16 protein-coding genes are annotated in these 16552 nt (G+C 66.7%); 10 read left to right on the forward strand and 6 right to left on the reverse strand.

The genetic code is table 11. From position 1 onward, the window contains the following. Genes ftsX through ung form a run of 3 tightly spaced genes read left to right on the forward strand, consistent with a single transcriptional unit; the run spans position 1 to position 2521 of the window. A complete protein-coding gene (gene ftsX, locus ABR323_RS11195) occupies positions 1–948 on the forward strand; it encodes a permease-like cell division protein FtsX (protein WP_135275325.1) in 948 nt (315 codons plus the stop codon). 7 nt (positions 949–955) lie between these two features. Further along, positions 956–1798, forward strand: a complete 843-nt coding sequence (locus ABR323_RS11200) for a response regulator (RefSeq protein ID WP_135275324.1) — start codon at positions 956–958, stop codon at positions 1796–1798. Between the two features lie 9 nt (positions 1799–1807). Then, positions 1808–2521, forward strand: coding sequence for a uracil-DNA glycosylase (gene ung / locus ABR323_RS11205; protein ID WP_439449340.1), 714 nt, complete (start codon positions 1808–1810; stop codon positions 2519–2521). Positions 2522–2558: 37 nt separating this feature from the next. Here the strand turns inward: ung and ABR323_RS11210 are convergent, their stop codons facing one another. From ABR323_RS11210 to ABR323_RS11220, 3 genes are all read right to left on the reverse strand, one after another. Further along, entirely contained in the window at positions 2559–4094 is a 1536-nt protein-coding gene (locus ABR323_RS11210; protein ID WP_439449341.1) for a serine hydrolase domain-containing protein, read from the reverse strand. A gap of 130 nt (positions 4095–4224) precedes the next feature. Beyond that, positions 4225–5754, reverse strand: coding sequence for a M56 family metallopeptidase (locus tag ABR323_RS11215; protein WP_439449342.1), 1530 nt, complete (start codon positions 5752–5754; stop codon positions 4225–4227). Next, positions 5751–6143 carry a BlaI/MecI/CopY family transcriptional regulator gene (locus ABR323_RS11220; RefSeq protein WP_439449343.1) on the reverse strand — a complete coding sequence of 131 codons (393 nt, stop codon included), beginning with the start codon at positions 6141–6143 and terminating at the stop codon, positions 5751–5753. Before ABR323_RS11220 ends, ABR323_RS11215 begins: the two co-directional genes overlap by 4 nt. A 358-nt stretch (positions 6144–6501) precedes the next feature. Between ABR323_RS11220 and rpoH the strand changes: the two genes are divergently transcribed. The 3 genes from rpoH to ABR323_RS11235 all read left to right on the forward strand — a co-directional run bounded on the left by rpoH (position 6502) and on the right by ABR323_RS11235 (position 8254). Next, positions 6502–7377 carry an RNA polymerase sigma factor RpoH gene (rpoH, locus tag ABR323_RS11225; protein ID WP_006397457.1) on the forward strand — a complete coding sequence of 292 codons (876 nt, stop codon included), beginning with the start codon at positions 6502–6504 and terminating at the stop codon, positions 7375–7377. Positions 7378–7554: 177 nt separating this feature from the next. Next, on the forward strand, positions 7555–7938 hold the full coding sequence (locus tag ABR323_RS11230) for a type II toxin-antitoxin system RelE/ParE family toxin (RefSeq protein ID WP_043397589.1): 384 nt from the start codon (positions 7555–7557) through the stop codon (positions 7936–7938). After that, positions 7922–8254 carry a helix-turn-helix domain-containing protein gene (locus ABR323_RS11235; protein ID WP_439449344.1) on the forward strand — a complete coding sequence of 111 codons (333 nt, stop codon included), beginning with the start codon at positions 7922–7924 and terminating at the stop codon, positions 8252–8254. Before ABR323_RS11230 ends, ABR323_RS11235 begins: the two co-directional genes overlap by 17 nt. Before the next feature lie 76 nt (positions 8255–8330). Here the strand turns inward: ABR323_RS11235 and purD are convergent, their stop codons facing one another. Genes purD through purH form a run of 3 tightly spaced genes read right to left on the reverse strand, consistent with a single transcriptional unit; the run spans position 8331 to position 12151 of the window. Continuing rightward, positions 8331–9614, reverse strand: a complete 1284-nt coding sequence (gene purD, locus ABR323_RS11240; protein WP_439449345.1) for a phosphoribosylamine--glycine ligase — start codon at positions 9612–9614, stop codon at positions 8331–8333. Positions 9615–9672: 58 nt separating this feature from the next. Further along, positions 9673–10551 (reverse strand): hypothetical protein, encoded by an 879-nt coding sequence (locus ABR323_RS11245; RefSeq protein ID WP_439449346.1) that lies wholly within the window; start codon positions 10549–10551, stop codon positions 9673–9675. A 16-nt stretch (positions 10552–10567) separates the two neighbouring features. Next, positions 10568–12151 (reverse strand): bifunctional phosphoribosylaminoimidazolecarboxamide formyltransferase/IMP cyclohydrolase, encoded by a 1584-nt coding sequence (purH, locus tag ABR323_RS11250; RefSeq protein WP_439449347.1) that lies wholly within the window; start codon positions 12149–12151, stop codon positions 10568–10570. Between the two features lie 223 nt (positions 12152–12374). Between purH and ABR323_RS11255 the strand changes: the two genes are divergently transcribed. Genes ABR323_RS11255 through ABR323_RS11270 form a run of 4 tightly spaced genes read left to right on the forward strand, consistent with a single transcriptional unit; the run spans position 12375 to position 16540 of the window. Further along, positions 12375–12992: a CDP-alcohol phosphatidyltransferase family protein gene (locus tag ABR323_RS11255; protein ID WP_439449348.1), complete on the forward strand. Its 618-nt coding sequence runs from the start codon at positions 12375–12377 to the stop codon at positions 12990–12992. A gap of 34 nt (positions 12993–13026) precedes the next feature. Further along, positions 13027–14778: a bifunctional alpha/beta hydrolase/class I SAM-dependent methyltransferase gene (locus ABR323_RS11260; RefSeq protein ID WP_439449349.1), complete on the forward strand. Its 1752-nt coding sequence runs from the start codon at positions 13027–13029 to the stop codon at positions 14776–14778. Further along, the gene (locus tag ABR323_RS11265; RefSeq protein ID WP_439449350.1) at positions 14778–16106 is read left to right on the forward strand and encodes a serine/threonine protein phosphatase; all 1329 of its coding nucleotides are present in this window, start codon (positions 14778–14780) and stop codon (positions 16104–16106) included. Before ABR323_RS11260 ends, ABR323_RS11265 begins: the two co-directional genes overlap by 1 nt. After that, on the forward strand, positions 16103–16540 hold the full coding sequence (locus ABR323_RS11270) for a hypothetical protein (protein WP_439449351.1): 438 nt from the start codon (positions 16103–16105) through the stop codon (positions 16538–16540). Before ABR323_RS11265 ends, ABR323_RS11270 begins: the two co-directional genes overlap by 4 nt. Positions 16541–16552: the final 12 nt, after the last annotated feature.

Raw genomic sequence — 16552 nt, forward strand, 5'->3', positions numbered from 1 at the left:
ATGGCGAAGAACGAAAACAGCGAAGCCGCCGCCCCCTCGCGCGTGGGCGTCTGGTTCCAGCACCACGTACACAGCGTGGTGTTCAGCCTCGGCCGCGCTTGCCGCAAGCCGTGGGCGACCCTGCTGACGGTGATGGTCATGGCGCTGGCGCTGGCCCTGCCGCTGGGCCTGTCGATCGCGCTGGACAACCTCAAGCAGTTCGCCGGCAGCGTGCAGCAGTCGCGCGACATCAACGTGTTCCTGAAGGGCAACGTCGATGGTCCCGGTGCGCTGCGCCTGGCCGGCCAGCTGCGCGACCGCGACGACGTGGCCGAAGTGAACGTGCGCACGCCCGAGCAGGGCCTGCAGGAGCTGCGCGATGCCGGCCTCGGTGAGGCGATCGATGCACTCAACGACAACCCATTGCCCTCGCTGCTGGTGATCACCCCGGGCCAGGGCAAGGACGACGCACGCCTGGCGCGCGCGCTGGAAAGCCTGCCCGAGGCCGACCTGGTGCAGCACGACGCTCTGTGGCGCCAGCGCCTGGATGCGTGGCTGGCCTTCGGTGCGCGGCTGGTGCAGGTGCTGTCGGTGCTGCTCGGCGTGGGCGCCGCACTGGTGGTCGGCAACACCGTGCGCCTGGATATCCAGGCCCGCCGCGAGGAAATCGGCGTGCTGCAGCTGCTCGGTGCCAGCGATGGCTTCATCCGCCGCCCGTTCCTGTATCTGGGTGCGTGGTATGGCCTGGGCGCCGGTGCGGTGGCGCTGGCCCTGATCGCTGCCGCCGGCGCTGCCCTGCGTCTGCCGTTGGCCGAACTCTCGCGCAGCTACGGCAGCCCGTTCGTGTTGCATGGCCTGGACCTGCTGCATGGCAGCCTGGTCCTGCTCGGCACGCTGCTGCTGGGCTGGCTGGGTGCGTGGCTGGTGACTGGCCATTTCCTGCGCCAGACCCGACCGACCGACACCTGAGACCGGCATGCAACCGCAAGCGTTGAAGCACCTTGAAGGACCCGCGACGCGGGTGATGGTGGTCGATGGCTCGAAGCTGGTGCGCAAGCTGATCGCCGACGTCCTGAGGCGTGACCTGCCGGGCGTGGACGTGGTCGGCTGCGACAGCATCGAGGAAGCGCAGCAGGCGCTGGCGCAGGGCCCGGTGGATCTGGTGACCACCTCGCTGACCCTGCGCGATGGCGACGGCCTGGCGTTGGCGCGAATGGTCCGCGAAGCTGCGGGTCAGGCCTATGTGCCGGTGATCGTGGTCTCCGGCGATGCCCAGCAGCACCTGGAGCAGCGCCGTTTCACCGAGTACGTCACCGACTATTTCGACAAATCGCTCGGCCATGAAGCACTGGCGACCTTCATCCGCGGCTATGTGCAGCCACAGATCATTCCGGGCGCCACCATCCTCTACATCGAGGATAGCCGCGTAGTGGCCGAGGCCACCAAGCGCATGCTGGAACGCCAGAAGTTGAACGTGCTGCACGTGGTCAGCGCCGAAGAGGCGTTCACCCTGCTCACCGCCGAATCGCTGGGACGCAGCCGCCATCGCATCGACCTGGTACTGACCGACGTCACCCTGAAGGGCGAACTGAGCGGCCGCGACGTGGTGCAGCGCGTGCGCGTGGACTTCGGCTACGGCAAGCGCCGCCTGCCGGTGCTGGTGATGACCGGCGACGGCAACCCGCACAACCAGACCGGGCTGCTGCAGTCCGGTGCCAACGACCTGGTGCTCAAGCCGATCGAAGAACGGCTGCTGGTCACCAAGGTGTTGTTCCAGCTGCGGCTGGCCCGATTGAACGATGGACCCCTGATTCGATGAAGTGGCGCGATGATTGACGAAGTGGCCGACTCCCCGACGATCCAGCTGGAGCCGAGCTGGAAGCAGCATGTCGGCGATTACCTGCTGCAGCCGCAGATGCGCGAGCTGTCCGGTTTCCTGCGCCAGCGCAAGGCCAGTGGCGCGGCGGTGTTCCCGCCCGGCCCGCAGATCTTCGCCGCGTTCGACGCCACGCCGTTCGAACAGGTGAAGGTGGTCATCCTTGGCCAGGACCCCTACCACGGCCGCGGCCAGGCCCATGGCCTGAGCTTCTCGGTGCTGCCGGGCGTACCGGTGCCGCCATCGCTGCTGAACATCTACAAGGAGATCGAGAGCGATCTCGGCATTCCGCGTCCGGAGCACGGCTGCCTGATTCCGTGGGCGCAGCGCGGCGTGCTGCTGCTCAATGCCGTGCTGACGGTGGAAGAGGGCAAGGCCGGCGCCCACCAGGGGCGCGGCTGGGAAGGCTTCACTGACCACGTGGTGGATGTGCTCAACCGCGAACGCGAAGGCCTGGTGTTCCTGCTCTGGGGTGCCTATGCGCAGCAGAAGGGCAAGGTCATCGATACCCGCCGCCACCGCGTGCTGAAGTCGCCGCACCCCTCGCCGCTGTCGGCCCACCGAGGCTTCCTCGGTTGCCGCCATTTCTCGATGGCCAACGAGTACCTGCAGCGTCGCAGCCAGGCCCCGATCGACTGGTCGCTGCCGCCACGTTCGGCGCTCTGAGCGGGCCGGGCAGGAGCCCGGCGCCGCCAGCGATGGATCAGTGGCCCGTTGTCGGCGCGATATCCGCGCGCCGGTAGTAGGCACGCGCGCCTTCGGCGATCACGCTCAACGCCTGCACGCTGCCATCGCCGCCGCGATGGAACAGCAGTTCCGCCCCCGCACTGCCTGCCAGGAAGCGGACGGGTGTCAGCGCCTGCAACGCGACTGGTGTATCACGCCCGGGCAGGCGCAACTGCAGTCCAGCATCGACCGCCTGCACGTCCAGGGTAGTGACGTCGAACCAATCCGCCAGGCCACTGCGCAGATCCATGGGCAGAGTGTCATCGAGTACGAAGCGGCCGCTGAAGCGTGGATAGCCATCCACCAGCAATGCGGGATCCAGCGTGCGGATGACCGGCTTGGCGTTGTGACCGAGTGCATCGGACAGGGCGTTGCGGATTTCTGCACGCAGCGCCGGCCCGTTGTCACCATTGGTCAGGATGACGAAGCCGTCGCCGCTTTCCGGATACCCCTCGATACCGGCGTGGTAGCTGTCGTTGCTGCCGTTATGAAAGAAGCGCCGGGCGGCGCCGTTGCCGGCCAGCTCCGGGCCCAGTCCCCGGCCGGCCGGGGCGACCTCGCTGACCATCTGCAGGGCCAATGACTGCGGCAGCCATCCCTCCTTCGTGCGGATGCTGCGCAGCAGGGCCGCGACGAACAGGCCCATGTCGTTGGCGCTGGTCCACAGTCCGGACGCCGCCTGTTCTGGAAAGCTCTGCCAGCCACGCGGGAGGGCCTCCGGCTGGCCCTTGTTGTCGTGCGCATGGGCAACGTTGCCGTAGCCGGCAGGCAAGGGGTTCTGGTACGTACTGCGGGACATGCCCAGCGGTACGAATACCTCACGTCGCGCGATGTCCGCGAATGCACTGCCGGTCAGGTCTTCGATCGCCAGCTGGACCACCGTGTAGCCGCCACCGGAATAGTCGACCTGCTGGCCGGGTGCGTGGACCAGACGTATCGGTTCATTCTTTGCAGGCGCCAGTCCATCCAGTGTCTGCAGCAAGGTCGGTAGGCGTTCGGTGGGCTGGTAGTCCTGGAAGCCATGCACATTGAAGCCGGCAGTATGCGAGAGCAGCATGCGCAGGTTGATCGGCGCGTGCATTCCCTTCGCATCGGCCGGCACGTGCCAGCGGCGCAGGCGAAGATCGATGTTCTCCTCCAGCGAGACCTTGCCGGCAGCAACCAGCTTCAGGGTGGTCGCCGCGGCGCCCATCTTGCTGACCGAGCCCACCGAGAACACGGTATCGGCATCCACCGTGTCGCGCGTGCCGGCCTGGCGCAGGCCGTATCCGGCGGCGTACACCACCTTGCCATCGCGGATCACCGCAACGGCGGCACCCGGTACCTTGTAATGGGCAAGGCGTTCCTCGATCGACCAGCGCGGCAGCGCCGCGCCCAGCTGAGCCGTGCTGGGGCGCAGGCCATGGGCTATTGCCCGGGCAAAACGCGCAGCGTCTTCAGCGCCGGCGTCAGTGGCCATCACGCGGAACGGGGCCAGGGAGATCAGCAGCGAGCACAGCAACAGGCGGTTCATCATCGACATCCTTGCAGGAGCGGAAGAGGGTCGGGATCAGCGCAGGCGTTGCCACGCACGCCTGCCGCGTCCGATCGTTGCGGGTGGAACGGGTAAGCGCCGCAGCGCGGGAGGCGATGCGGCGGCGGAGTCAGCGTCGTTCGCGGCGCGCGCCCTGCGCCAGCAGGTAATCGCGCACGGCCGCGTTGCCGGCCTGGTTCAGCGGTGTCCGCCAGCGCCCCAGCCATCCGTCGGCTTCCACGCCCAGGTTGATGTCGGCGCCGTGCGCGAGCAGGTACTGCACGGTGACGAGGTGGCCTTCGCGCGAGGCATTGATCAGCGGCGTCTCGTCGTAGGTCACGACCCGGTTGACGTCGGCACCGGCCTGCACCAGCTGCTCAACGATGGATTGCAGGCCCAGCGCGGAGGCGACGATCAACGGGTTGCCTTCACCCAGCGCGGCACGGTCGGGGTCGGCTCCCAGTTGCAGCAGCGTGTCGACCATCGCCGGATCGCGTGCGCGAATGGCCTGGATCAGCGCCGTGCCATCGCCCAGCACGCGTGCATCGAGATTGACGCCGGCCGCCGCCAACACGCGGACCTGCGCGACGTCATGCGTGCTGGCGGCCTGGAACAGCTTGTTGACGCGCGTGTCGGAGGCGCTGGCAGCCGGTGATGGGGCGAGCCGTGGTGAGACAGTCACTGCCGTGCCGGCGCAGGCCAGCAGAAGCAGCAGGCCCAGCATCGACATGCTGCGGCGCCGGGGTGTGGGTGGCGTGGCATCCACCAGCTGATCGATGCGCTGCGCGAGCTGGCTGCGTGCACTGAACATACCCAGTGCAAGCGTCGGCGCCTCCTCGCGCAGGGCCAGCAGCTGTTCGGCACTGGCCAGCAGTGAACCTGCATAGTCCAGCGGCTCGCGTGCCTGGATCGCAGCGCGTGCATCACAGGCCATCTCGCGCAGTAGCGCCAGGCGCGCCTGGGCAAGGTGCAGGAGCGGATTCCACCAGAACAGTGCCACTCCCGCCCGCAGCAGCGTGCTTGTCCACAGGTCGCGTCGCTGCAGGTGTGCAACCTCGTGGCGAACGATGTCACGCAGCACGTTGTTGTCCAGCCGTGTCAGCAAGGGGCGGGGCAGGAGGATCTGCGGGTGCCAAAGGCCGACGACCATCGGCCCGTCGACGGCGCAGGTGGCGATCGTCACGTGGGCGGGCACGATGTCGGCCAGGACCGCGCGCAGTCCGGCAGACGCCGGCTGTGCCAGTCGCCGCAGCCGGCGTGCCTGCAGCACCGCGTCCAGCAGGCGCATGCCCAGCCACAGGGTTCCCAGCAGCCATAGCAGTGCAAGCAGTGTCGGCAGGGCCTTCGGCAGCTCGATGTAGTAGATGTCAGGCTGCCGTCCGGCTTCGAAGATGGCTTCTTCAGCCGTTGCTCCTTCGCCGGGCATCGGGTGGAACGCGGCCGCAGGCGGTGCAGGTGCGGGCAGGGTGGTCGACCAGCCCGGCAGGAAGGCGCTGAGCGGCAACAGAAGGGCAACTGCTATCGCTGCGGTCAGGAGCCAGGAGCGTTGTTCGGCACTGAGGGCTTGCCGCCGTGCGAGCCACAGCGCTGGCAGCAGCACAATTGCGGACAACAGCAACTGTCGAACGCCCAGTGCCATCGCCAGGTCGATGAGGCTCATTCCTTCCTCCCGGCCCTGGCATCGCTGATGCGCTGCTGCAGTGCCTGCAGTTCATTGCGGTCGATTTCGCGTTCGTCCACCAGGTGCTGTGCCAACACGTTCGGAGAGCCGTCGAAGAACTGATGCAGCAGATGATCGAGCGCTTGACGGCGGGCCTGCTCGCGGCTGAGCGTGGCGTGATAGATGTAGGCGCGACCTTCCTGGCGATGACTGACAAAACCTTTCCTCGCCAGCACGTTGAACATGGTCAGCACCGTGGTGTACGCGACCGGCTTGTGTTCGCCGAGCACATCGGCCACTTCGCGCACGGACGCTTCGCCCTTGTCCCAGAGGATGTCCAGGATGGCCTGCTCGGCCGGTGTGGGGCTCTGGGAGACGGGACGGGCCATGCGCATCTACGTATTAATTAGTTGATGCATCGGAGCATGTCGCCGGATGACTGTCAACGGGTTTCTTAGTAGTAAATCATCTAGCCTGTGGCGCTCGGGCCTGAACACCGGGCAACATCCCCGGCCCTGAATGGGCCTCAAGAACGGCCCGTTCAGCTCCGCTTGACCGGAATCGGCCGGTTTCCAGCGGTTAATTGCTTGAATTCCAAGGGATTGTGAATCCCGAAAAGCGTGCTCGCCACTGTCATCAAATCGCGCTACGGTAGGGCTCTGTTTGGGACCAGTGTTGCATCAATAGGATGCTGGAACTTTTTCCTCCTTTAGCAGTCCAAATCTCCGACTGCTAAGATGGGTGCCTATGAGCCAGAACACCTCTACTGCCCTTGTGGCAAACAATCTCCCGATTCCCAGTGCGCTCGGTTCGCTGGACGCCTACATCGGTGCCGTGCACCAGATCCCGGTGCTGTCGGTCGATGACGAACAGGACCTGGCCCGTCGCTTCCGCGACGGCAACGATCTGGACGCCGCCCGCGAGCTGGTGCATTCGCACCTGCGCTTCGTGGTGCACGTGGCCCGCGGCTACAACGGCTACGGCCTTGCCTTGGGCGACCTGATCCAGGAAGGCAACATCGGCCTGATGAAGGCGGTCAAGCGCTTCGATCCGGAGATGGGCGTGCGCCTGGTCTCCTTCGCCGTGCACTGGATCCGTGCCGAGATGCACGAGTTCATCCTGAAGAACTGGCGCATCGTGAAGGTCGCCACCACCAAGGCGCAGCGCAAGCTGTTCTTCAACCTGCGCAAGTCGAAGACGCGCCTGGGCTGGATGAACGCGGCCGAAGTCAGTGCGGTGGCCAAGGACCTGAACGTGTCCGAGCGCGAGGTCATGGAAATGGAGTCGCGCCTGTCCGGTCGCGATATCGGTTTCGATGCGCCGACCGACGAGGACAACGAGCACGCGCCGCCGTCGCCGGCTGCGTACCTGGTCGCCAACGACGAAGATCCGTCGATGGCCTACGAACGTGCTGACAGCGAAGACAACCAGATGCAGCTGCTGCGCGAAGGCCTGGCTGAGCTGGATGCCCGCTCGCGCGACATCATCCGCCGTCGCTGGCTGGATGCCGACAGCAAGGTGACGCTGCAGGAGCTGGCCGACGAGTACGGCGTGTCGGCTGAGCGTATCCGCCAGGTTGAAGCGAACGCGCTGAAGAAGATGAAGGCGCTGTTCACCGCGTAAGGCGGGATGGCGTCGCAATTGTGAAAGGCCCGGCAGCAGTGCCGGGCCTTTTTCGTTTGTGGGGCTTAGCCACGCATGGCGTGGCTCTACTCTGACGCCAGAGCGGTGATTGTGCCGACCGGGTCATGTGCGGGATGCTGATGTTCACGCCGTACCACGCAGTGGCACGGTATGATCATGCCACGCGTCTTCCGCACACGAAGTTTCAATCGCAGTATGCGTAGGACCACCCTGTCCGACGCTGCGCTGTACCGGTCGGTACGTGAAATGGAAGCGGGTCTGGTGGATGCTGATCTTGGCGGCGGAATCTTCAAGAAGCGCGTTCCGTTGCCGGGGCGAGGAAAGCGTGGGAGCGTTCGAATCATCGTCGCCACACAGCGAGGCGGGCATTGGTTCTTCCTTTTCGGCTACGAGAAGAATGAACGTGCTGCGATCACGAATGCGGAACGGGATGCGCTGCAGTTGTACGCATCGGAGTTCCTGAGAATGAGTACGGCGCAGCTGAATCGTGCCGTGGAGTACGGGGATCTACAGGAGATCGGCCATGACGAAGACCCCTGAGCGACGGCGCGCGAAAAGTGCGCTTCTTGAAGCGGTGCATGATGGTGCTGTGAGTCTGCACGCGCATGGCTTCATCGATAAACGTCGGTTGAGCAGCTACGAAGCACTTTGCCTTGAGCCGGTCCCTGAGTACAGCAGTGCCCAGATCCGTGCCCTGCGTACGTCACTGCAGCTCAGTCAGCCGGTCTTTGCGGGGGTTCTCAATACCAGCGTTTCCACCGTACGCAGCTGGGAGCAGGGTGAAAAGAAACCCAGCGGACCGTCACTGAAGTTGCTTAACCTGATTGATCGGAAGGGTCTCGAAGCAGTCCTGTAAAGCAAAGGCCCGGCAATGCCGGGCCTTTGCTTTACCGTGGTATTCAATCCGCGCCATGCATGGAAGCGGGGGAGCCTCAACCCTCGCGCGCGATCGCGCGCCAGCCGATGTCGGTGCGGTGGAACTCGTTGGCCCACGTCACCTTGGCCACGCCGGCATAGGCATTGGCCTGTGCATCGCGCACGCTGTCGCCCAGCGCAGCCACGCACAGCACGCGGCCACCGGCACTGACCACCTGGCCCTGCGCGTCCAATGCAGTCCCCGCATGGAACACCTTGGCACTGGCCGGCACCTCGTCCAGGCCGGAAATCACGTCACCGGTGATCGGCGCTTCAGGGTAGGGCCTGGCAGCCAACACCACGCCCAGCGACGGGCGCGCATCCCAGTGTGCTTCCACCTGATCCAGTCGGCCGTCGATGGCGGCTTCCACCAGTTCGACCAGATCCGACTGCAGGCGCAGCATCACCGGCTGGGTTTCCGGATCACCGAAGCGCACGTTGAACTCGATTACCTTCGGCGCGCCGCTGGCGTCGATCATCAGGCCGGCATAGAGGAAGCCGGTGAACGGGATGCCGTCGGCGATCATGCCCTGCACGGTGGGGTTCACCACCTCGCGCATCACGCGCGCATGGACCTCCGGGGTGACCACCGGAGCCGGCGAATACGCGCCCATGCCGCCGGTGTTCGGGCCGGTGTCGCCGTCGCCGACGCGCTTGTGGTCCTGCGAGGTGGCCATCGGCAGTGCGTGCACGCCATCGACCATGGAAATGAAGCTGGCTTCCTCGCCGTCGAGGAACTCTTCGATCACCACGCGTGCGCCGGCATCGCCGAACGCGTTGCCCGAGAGCATGTCACGCACGGCAGCTTCGGCTTCGGCCAGGGTCATCGCCACGATCACGCCCTTGCCGGCGGCCAGACCGTCGGCCTTGACCACGATCGGCGCGCCCTTCTCGCGCAGGTACGCCAGTGCCGGCTCGATCTCGGTGTGCACGGAATAGAACGCGGTAGGGATGTTGTGGCGGGCCAGGAAATCCTTGGCGTACGCCTTGCTGCCTTCCAGCTGCGCGGCGGCAGCGGTGGGCCCGAAGACGCGCAGGCCAGCCGCACGGAAGCGGTCGACCACGCCGGCCACCAGCGGTACTTCCGGGCCAACCACAGTCAGCGCCACGCCTTCCGCCTGGGCCAGCGCCAGCAGACCGTCGATGTCGGTCACCTTCACCGCCACGTTGCGGCACTTGTCTTCACTGGCGGTGCCGGCGTTGCCGGGCGCCACGATCACTTCGGTGACACGGGAGGACTGGGCCAGCTTCCATGCCAGGGCGTGTTCGCGGCCGCCAGAGCCGATGACAAGTACGTTCATCACGAGATTCCAGATTGCGTGGGAAGGGAAGATCGATATCCCCGGCGGCGCGCGTGGCTCACTCGCAGCCTTCGCGTCGCAGCGATTCGGGGAAGGAATAGGCCCAGGTCTTCGGGTCCAGGGTAAAGCGGTGCTGCTGCCGGACCTGCTTGTCGCCACAGGTGGTTCCGGTTTCCTCGATCAGCAGCGGCCAGACACGCGCGCTGCGGTCGCTGTCGTCAAAACGCAGGGCGAAATCGATGCTGAAGCGGCGGGTGCGGCAGTCATTGGCCGTATCCGGGTCGGTGCTGGCGTCGGCAGCGTCGCACTCGTACTGGGCGTCATTGTCGATATGGCTGCGCACGTTGCCGGTGGCTACCAACCCCTTCGGGCCTGGCAGCACAAGCGTCTGCGAGAGCAGCGAAAAGCCCTGTCCGAACCAGCCATCCTCGACGCGGAAACCATAGAAGTCGCTGCCGGCGCGGATGATGCTGGCGCTACCGGGCTGGCCGCCGCTGCCGAAGCGCTCGCCGGTCAGTTCGCTGGCCACCTCGAAGCCATCGCCCTTCGGGCGCAGCACGAAGAAGTCGATGGTTCCCGGGTCGATGTGGGCACCATCGGCCAGCGCGCCACAGACCGCCAGCAGCTGCTGCCAGCTGTCACCGCTCACCACCGGTTGTTCCGCGCAGACCTGCCAGTCCACCGGACGGGTGTCGCCGTCCTGGGTCCAGCTGCTGCGCCATTCACCGGAGAGCTTGGCGTTGCCGCCGTAACGCTGGACCAGGAAGGCCTGCAGTCGCGCGGTTCGGCTGACGTGCGGTGCCGGTGAGGCGGGGGCCACCGCCGGCGCATCCGCCTTCGGGGCCACGCTGGGCTCGGCAGCAGGCTTGCAGCCGACAAGCGTGGCCGCGCCCGCGAGGGCGAGCACGGCCAGCGATTTCATCGAAACTGTGGACATCCGTGTCGCTCCAGGATCAATGGCGGAAGTGGCGCACGCCGGTGAACACCATGGCCAGGCCATGTTCGTCGGCGGCGGCGATCACTTCGGCATCGCGCATCGAACCGCCCGGCTGGATGACCGCCTTGATGCCGGCGGCGGCAGCGGCATCGATGCCGTCGCGGAACGGGAAGAACGCATCGGAGGCCATCACCGAACCTTCCACCACCAGGTTCGCGTCGGCCGCCTTGATGCCGGCGATGCGCGCCGAGTACACGCGGCTCATCTGGCCGGCGCCGACGCCGATCGTGCGGTTGTCCTTGGCATACACAATCGCGTTGGACTTCACGAACTTGGCGACCTTCCACGCAAACAGCAGGTCGGTGAACTGCTTGTCGGTCGGTGCCAGCTTGCTCACCACTTTCAGTTCGTCGCGGGTCATGCCGCGGTTGTCCGAGGACTGCAGCAGCAGGCCCGAGCCCACGCGCTTGCTGTCGAAGTTGTTCAGGCCGTCGCCGTGTGGGATGCGCAGCACGCGCACGTTGGCCTTCTTCTGCGCGTATTCCAACGCGGCGGGCTCGTAGTCCGGGGCGATCAGCACTTCAACGAACTGGCGGTCGAGGATGACCTTCGCAGTGGCCGCATCGAGCGGCTTGTTGAAGGCGATGATGCCGCCGAAGGCGCTGGTCGGGTCGGTGGCGTAGGCCAGCTCGTAGGCATCGCCGTTGCCGGCACCGACGGCCACGCCGCACGGGTTGGCGTGCTTGACGATGACGCAGGCCGGCGCATCGAACTGGCGCACGCATTCCCATGCCGCATCGGCATCGGCCAGGTTGTTGTAGCTCAGTTCCTTGCCCTGCAGCTGCTGGAACGTGGCCAGGGTGCCCGGCACCGGGTACAGGTCGCGGTAGAAGGCGCCGCTCTGGTGCGGGTTCTCGCCGTAGCGCAGGTCCATCACCTTCACGAAGGTGGAGTTCATCTGCGCCGGGTACTCGGCACGCGCCGGCACGGCGGCGTCGGTGGCGGTGACCGCCGACAGGTAGTTGCTGATCGCGGCGTCGTACTGGGCGACGCGGTTGAACGCGGCCACCGAGAACGCAAAGCGGGTGGCGGCCGTCAGCTGGCCGTTGTTGGCCTCCAGCGAGGCCAGCAGTTCGGCGTACTGCGACGGGTCGGTGGCCACTGCCACGCGGGCGAAGTTCTTGGCCGCCGAACGCAGCATGGCCGGGCCGCCGATGTCGATGTTCTCGACCGCATCAGCCAAGGTGCAGTCGGCCTTTGCGGTGACCGACTCGAACGGATACAGGTTCAGCACCAGCAGGTCGATGGCACCGATGCCGTGCTCGGCCATCACCGCATCATCCAGGCCCGAACGGCCCAGCAGGCCGCCGTGCACCATCGGGTGCAGGGTCTTGACCCGGCCGTCCATCATTTCCGGGAAACCGGTGACGTCGGCCACGTCCTTCACGGCCAGGCCCGCATCGCGGATCGCCTTGGCGGTGCCACCGGTGGATAGCAGCTCCACGCCACGTGCCGCCAGCGCGGTGGCCAGCTCGGCCAGGCCGGTCTTGTCGGAAACGGAGAGGAGGGCCCGACGGACGGGCAACAGATCAGCAGTCATGGGACAGAATCGGCAGCGGAGCGGGGCCGATATTGTAGGCGGTGGGGGCCGGTGGCGGGCGTCGGAAGGGGTAATTTGCCGCGTCCATCGGCGTATGACCGGGTCGGGCACATCGATCCGGCCCGATCCGGGGGCTGGGCTGCGGACCGGGGCCCGGTTGTCGGAATCTGCCGACGATGGGGTAGGCTGTGCCCGCACTGCCAAGGATCAGCGGGTACGGATCATGTCGATCTATGCATTGAAAGGACGTTTCCAGGACCTGTTGCGTCCAGCCGTACGCGGTCTGTACCGCAGGGGGATCACCGCCAATACGGTGACCGTGGCCGCTGCCGTGGTCTCGCTGCTGGTGGCCGCCGCCGTCTGGTGCTGCGCGCCGGCACAACCGCTGCTGTACCTGCTGCTGCCGCTGTGGATGCTGCTGCGCATGGCGCTCAACGCCGTGGACGGCATGCTGGCCCGCGAGTTCGGCCAGCAGTCGCGGCTGGGCGCCTATCTGAATGAGCTGTGCGATGTGATCGCCGATGCGGCGCTGTACCTGAGCCTGCTCAGCGTACCGGGCGTGCGCCCGGAAGCACTGTGGCTGCTGGCCTGGACCGCGGCCCTGAGCGAGTACGCCGGGGTGCTGGGGCTGATGGTTGGTGCCAACCGCCGTTATGACGGCCCGATGGGCAAGAGCGACCGCGCCTTCGTGATCGGTGCGCTGGGCCTGCTGCTGGCGTTTGAATGGGTTGGCGCGATGACGGTCACGGGCGTGGCCGCGGCCATGGCGGTGCTGTGCGTGCTGACGATGATCAACCGCGTCCGTCGCGGACTGCGGGAAGCGGCGGTTTCGCCGAATTAACCAAGCAGATACAAAAAGACAATCAGGAGATTGCATGCGTCAGGCGCAGGAACGGGAATTCCACAGCTTCGACCAGGTACCGCTGTTCTACCGGTACTGGGCGAGCACCACCGCAACGCCCGCCAGCAAGGCCATCGTGCTGCTGCACCGCGGCCACGAGCACTCCGGGCGGGTCACCCACCTGGTCGATGAGCTGGACCTGCCCGACACTGCCTTCTTTGCCTGGGATGCACGCGGCAATGGCCGTTCGCCGGGTGCGCGCGGCGATGCACCGGGCTTCCCGGCGCTGGTGCGCGACCTGGACAGCTTCATCGCCCACATCGGTGCCGAGCACGGCATCGCGGTGGAGGACATCGTGGTGATCGCGCAGAGCGTGGGTGCGGTGGTCGCCGCGACCTGGGTACACGACTACGCACCGCGCCTGCGCGCACTGGTGATGGCTTCGCCGGCGTTCAAGGTGAAGCTGTACGTGCCGTTCGCACGGCCGGGCCTGGCGCTGATGCAGAAGCTGCGCGGCAACTTCTTCGTCAACAGCTACGTCAAGCCGCAGTGGCTGACGCATGATCCGGCGCGAGTGGAGAGCTACCGCACCGATCCGCTGATCACCCGCCCGATCTCGGTGCGCGTGCTGCTGGGCCTGTACGAGGCCGCCGACCGCATCGTCGCCGATGCGCAGGCGATCAGTGTGCCGGTGCAGCTGCTGGTGTCCGGCTCGGACTTCGTGGTGCACCGTGGCCCGCAGGACCGCTTCTACGAGCGCCTGTCCAGCCCGATCAAGGAGCGCGTGCATCTGCCGGGCTTCTTCCACGACACGCTGGGCGAGCGTGATCGTGCACCAGCACTGGCGCGCATCCGCAGTTTCATCCAGGCGCGTTTCGCCGAGCCGCTGCGTGAGCTGTCACAGCGCGATGCGCACCGGCATGGGCCGACCTTCGAGGAATCGGAGATCCTGGCCTGGCCACCGGAACGCAACAGCCTGGCCGACCTGCGCTGGCGCGTGGTACGTGGCGGCCTGCGTTTCGGCGGGACGTTGTCCGAAGGCATCGCGCTGGGCCTGCAGACCGGTTTTGATTCCGGCAGTACGCTCGACTACATCTATCGCGACGAAGCGCGTGGCAAGGGCCCATTGGGTCGCATGGTCGACCGCAATTATCTGAACGCGATCGGCTGGCGCGGCATCCGCGTCCGCGGCCAGCACCTGCAGGAACTGCTGCGTGACGCCGCCCAGCGCCTGCGCGGGCAGGGCACGCCGGTGCGCGTGCTGGACGTGGCTGCCGGCCATGGCCGCTATGTGCTGGAAGCCTTGGGCCAGGGCGAACAGCGCGCCGAGCGCATCGTGCTGCGTGACTTCAGCGACTTGAACGTGACCCAGGGTCAGGCCTTGATCGAGCGCCTCGGTGCGGCCGACATCGCGCGCTTCGAACAGGGCGACGCGTTCGATCCGGCGCAGCTGGCAGCGGTGGACCCGGCGCCGACACTGGCAGTGGTATCTGGCCTGTACGAACTGTTCCCGGACAACGATGCGGTGCTGCGTTCGCTGCAGGGCATCGCTGCGACGGTGCCGGTGGGCGGCTACCTGGCCTATACCGGCCAGCCCTGGCACCCGCAGCTGGAGTTCATCGCCCGTGCGCTGACCAGCCATCGCGGTGGCGCGGCATGGGTGATGCGCCGCCGTACCCAGCAGGAGATGGATGAGCTGGTGCGCCTGGCCGGATTCGAAAAGGTGGCGCAGCGCATCGACGATTTCGGCATCTTCACCGTGTCGCTGGCGCGCCGGACCGCGTGATGGCGACGCTCGCTGCAACCCCGCTGGTCGCGGAAGGGCGCCCCTGGCGGCGCGCGCTGCTGTGGCTTGCCCTGCTGGGCCCGTTCTTCTTCGCCAGCTATGGCTTCGCCAACTGGATGGCCGGTCGCCACGCCGCGTTGCCGGTGATGGCGTTCGCGTGGGAGACACGCATTCCGTTTGTGCCGTGGACGATCGTGCCGTACTGGTCGATCGATCTGTTCTACGCGATCTCATTCTTCCTATGCCGTCAGCGCCTCGAACTGGACCGGCACGCGCTTCGGCTGTTCAGTGCGCAGCTGATCGCAGTGGCCTGCTTCCTGCTGTGGCCGCTGCGCTTCAGCTTCGAACGTCCTGAGATCGGCGGTGTGTTCGGCTGGCTGTTCGATGTGCTGCTGGGCTTCGACAAGCCATTCAACCAGGCGCCGTCGCTGCACATCGTGCTGTTGATCGTGCTGTGGGTGAAGTTCGCGCAGTACCTGCACGGCGTGTGGCGCTGGGTGCTGCACGTGTGGGCGCTGCTGATCGGTGTCTCGGTGCTGACCACGTTCCAGCATCATTTCATCGATATCCCGACCGGCCTGCTGGCCGGCTGGCTGTGCGTCTGGCTGTGGCCGGAGCAGGGCACGCCACCGTTGCGCGCCTGGCGCAGCGCACGTGATGCCAAGCGCTGGCGATTGGCTGCGCTGTACCTGCTGGGAGCGGTGGCGTTGCTGGTGCCGGTGATCCTGCTGCGTGGCGCGGCGTTGTGGCTGCTGTGGCCGGTGGTGTCGCTGCTGCTGGTGGCGCTGGCGTATGCCGGGCTCGGTACGGCGGTGTTCCAGAAGCGCGCCGACGGTCGCCTGACCATGGCCGCGCGCTGGCTGCTGGCGCCATACCTGGGCGCAGCCTGGATCAACTCGCGGCTGTGGACGCGGCGTGCGCCGCAGCCGGTGCCGGTGATGGATGACGTGTGGCTGGGGCGCATTCCCTGCGCGGGGTTGCCGGCACCCTTGGTGGGCGTGGTCGATACCTGTGCCGAACTGTCCTGCCGCGCGCCGGGCGCCGCCTATGCCAGCGTGCCGATGCTGGACCTGGTGGTCCCTGCACCGGAACAGCTGCGCGAGGCGGCCGAGGCCATCGAGCGGCTGCATGAGTGCGGACCATTGCTGGTGTGCTGCGCGCTGGGCTATTCGCGCAGCGCCGCCAGCGTCGCCACCTGGCTGCTGCGCAGTGGTCGTGCGGCCGATGCGGACGCGGCGGTGGCGATCGTGCGCGCTGCACGCCCCGGCATCGTGCTGGGCGCGGCGCATCTGCATGCCATCACTGTGGCAGCAGGAGCGCGCGCATGAGTACAGATCCCGATCTGGCGACCATGCAGCTGCTGCTGCGCCAGGGGCGTTGGTCGGCGTTGCTGTCGCTGGGCCTGTTGCTGGTGGCGCTGCTGCTGCTCGGCATCGAGCCGGGGCTGGCGATGATTGCTGCCGGCCTGTTGCTGCTCAGTGTTGCCGCGGGCATCGCACAGGCCTACCACGCGTGGCGGGTGGGGCTGGATGCCAGCCTGCTGCAGCTGCTGCGCGATGAAGGCCTGGACGGCGAAGCCGCCGCGCGCCGCACCGACCAGCTGCTGCACGCCAGTGGCCTGCGTCGCGCGTCGCCCGATGCGCCACTGCGCCGCTGGGATGCGCGCTGGGCCGGCATGCGTCGCCTGCTGCTGCGCCAGTACCTGCTGACCGCGGTGCAGTTCGCACTGCTGGTGCTGGCCGTGTTGTGGCCGCAGACGTGAACGGGAGTGACC

Origin of the sequence: Stenotrophomonas sp. ATs4 (genome assembly GCF_051861585.1) — a bacterium.
In the GTDB taxonomy this organism is placed as follows: domain Bacteria; phylum Pseudomonadota; class Gammaproteobacteria; order Xanthomonadales; family Xanthomonadaceae; genus Stenotrophomonas; species Stenotrophomonas maltophilia_AS.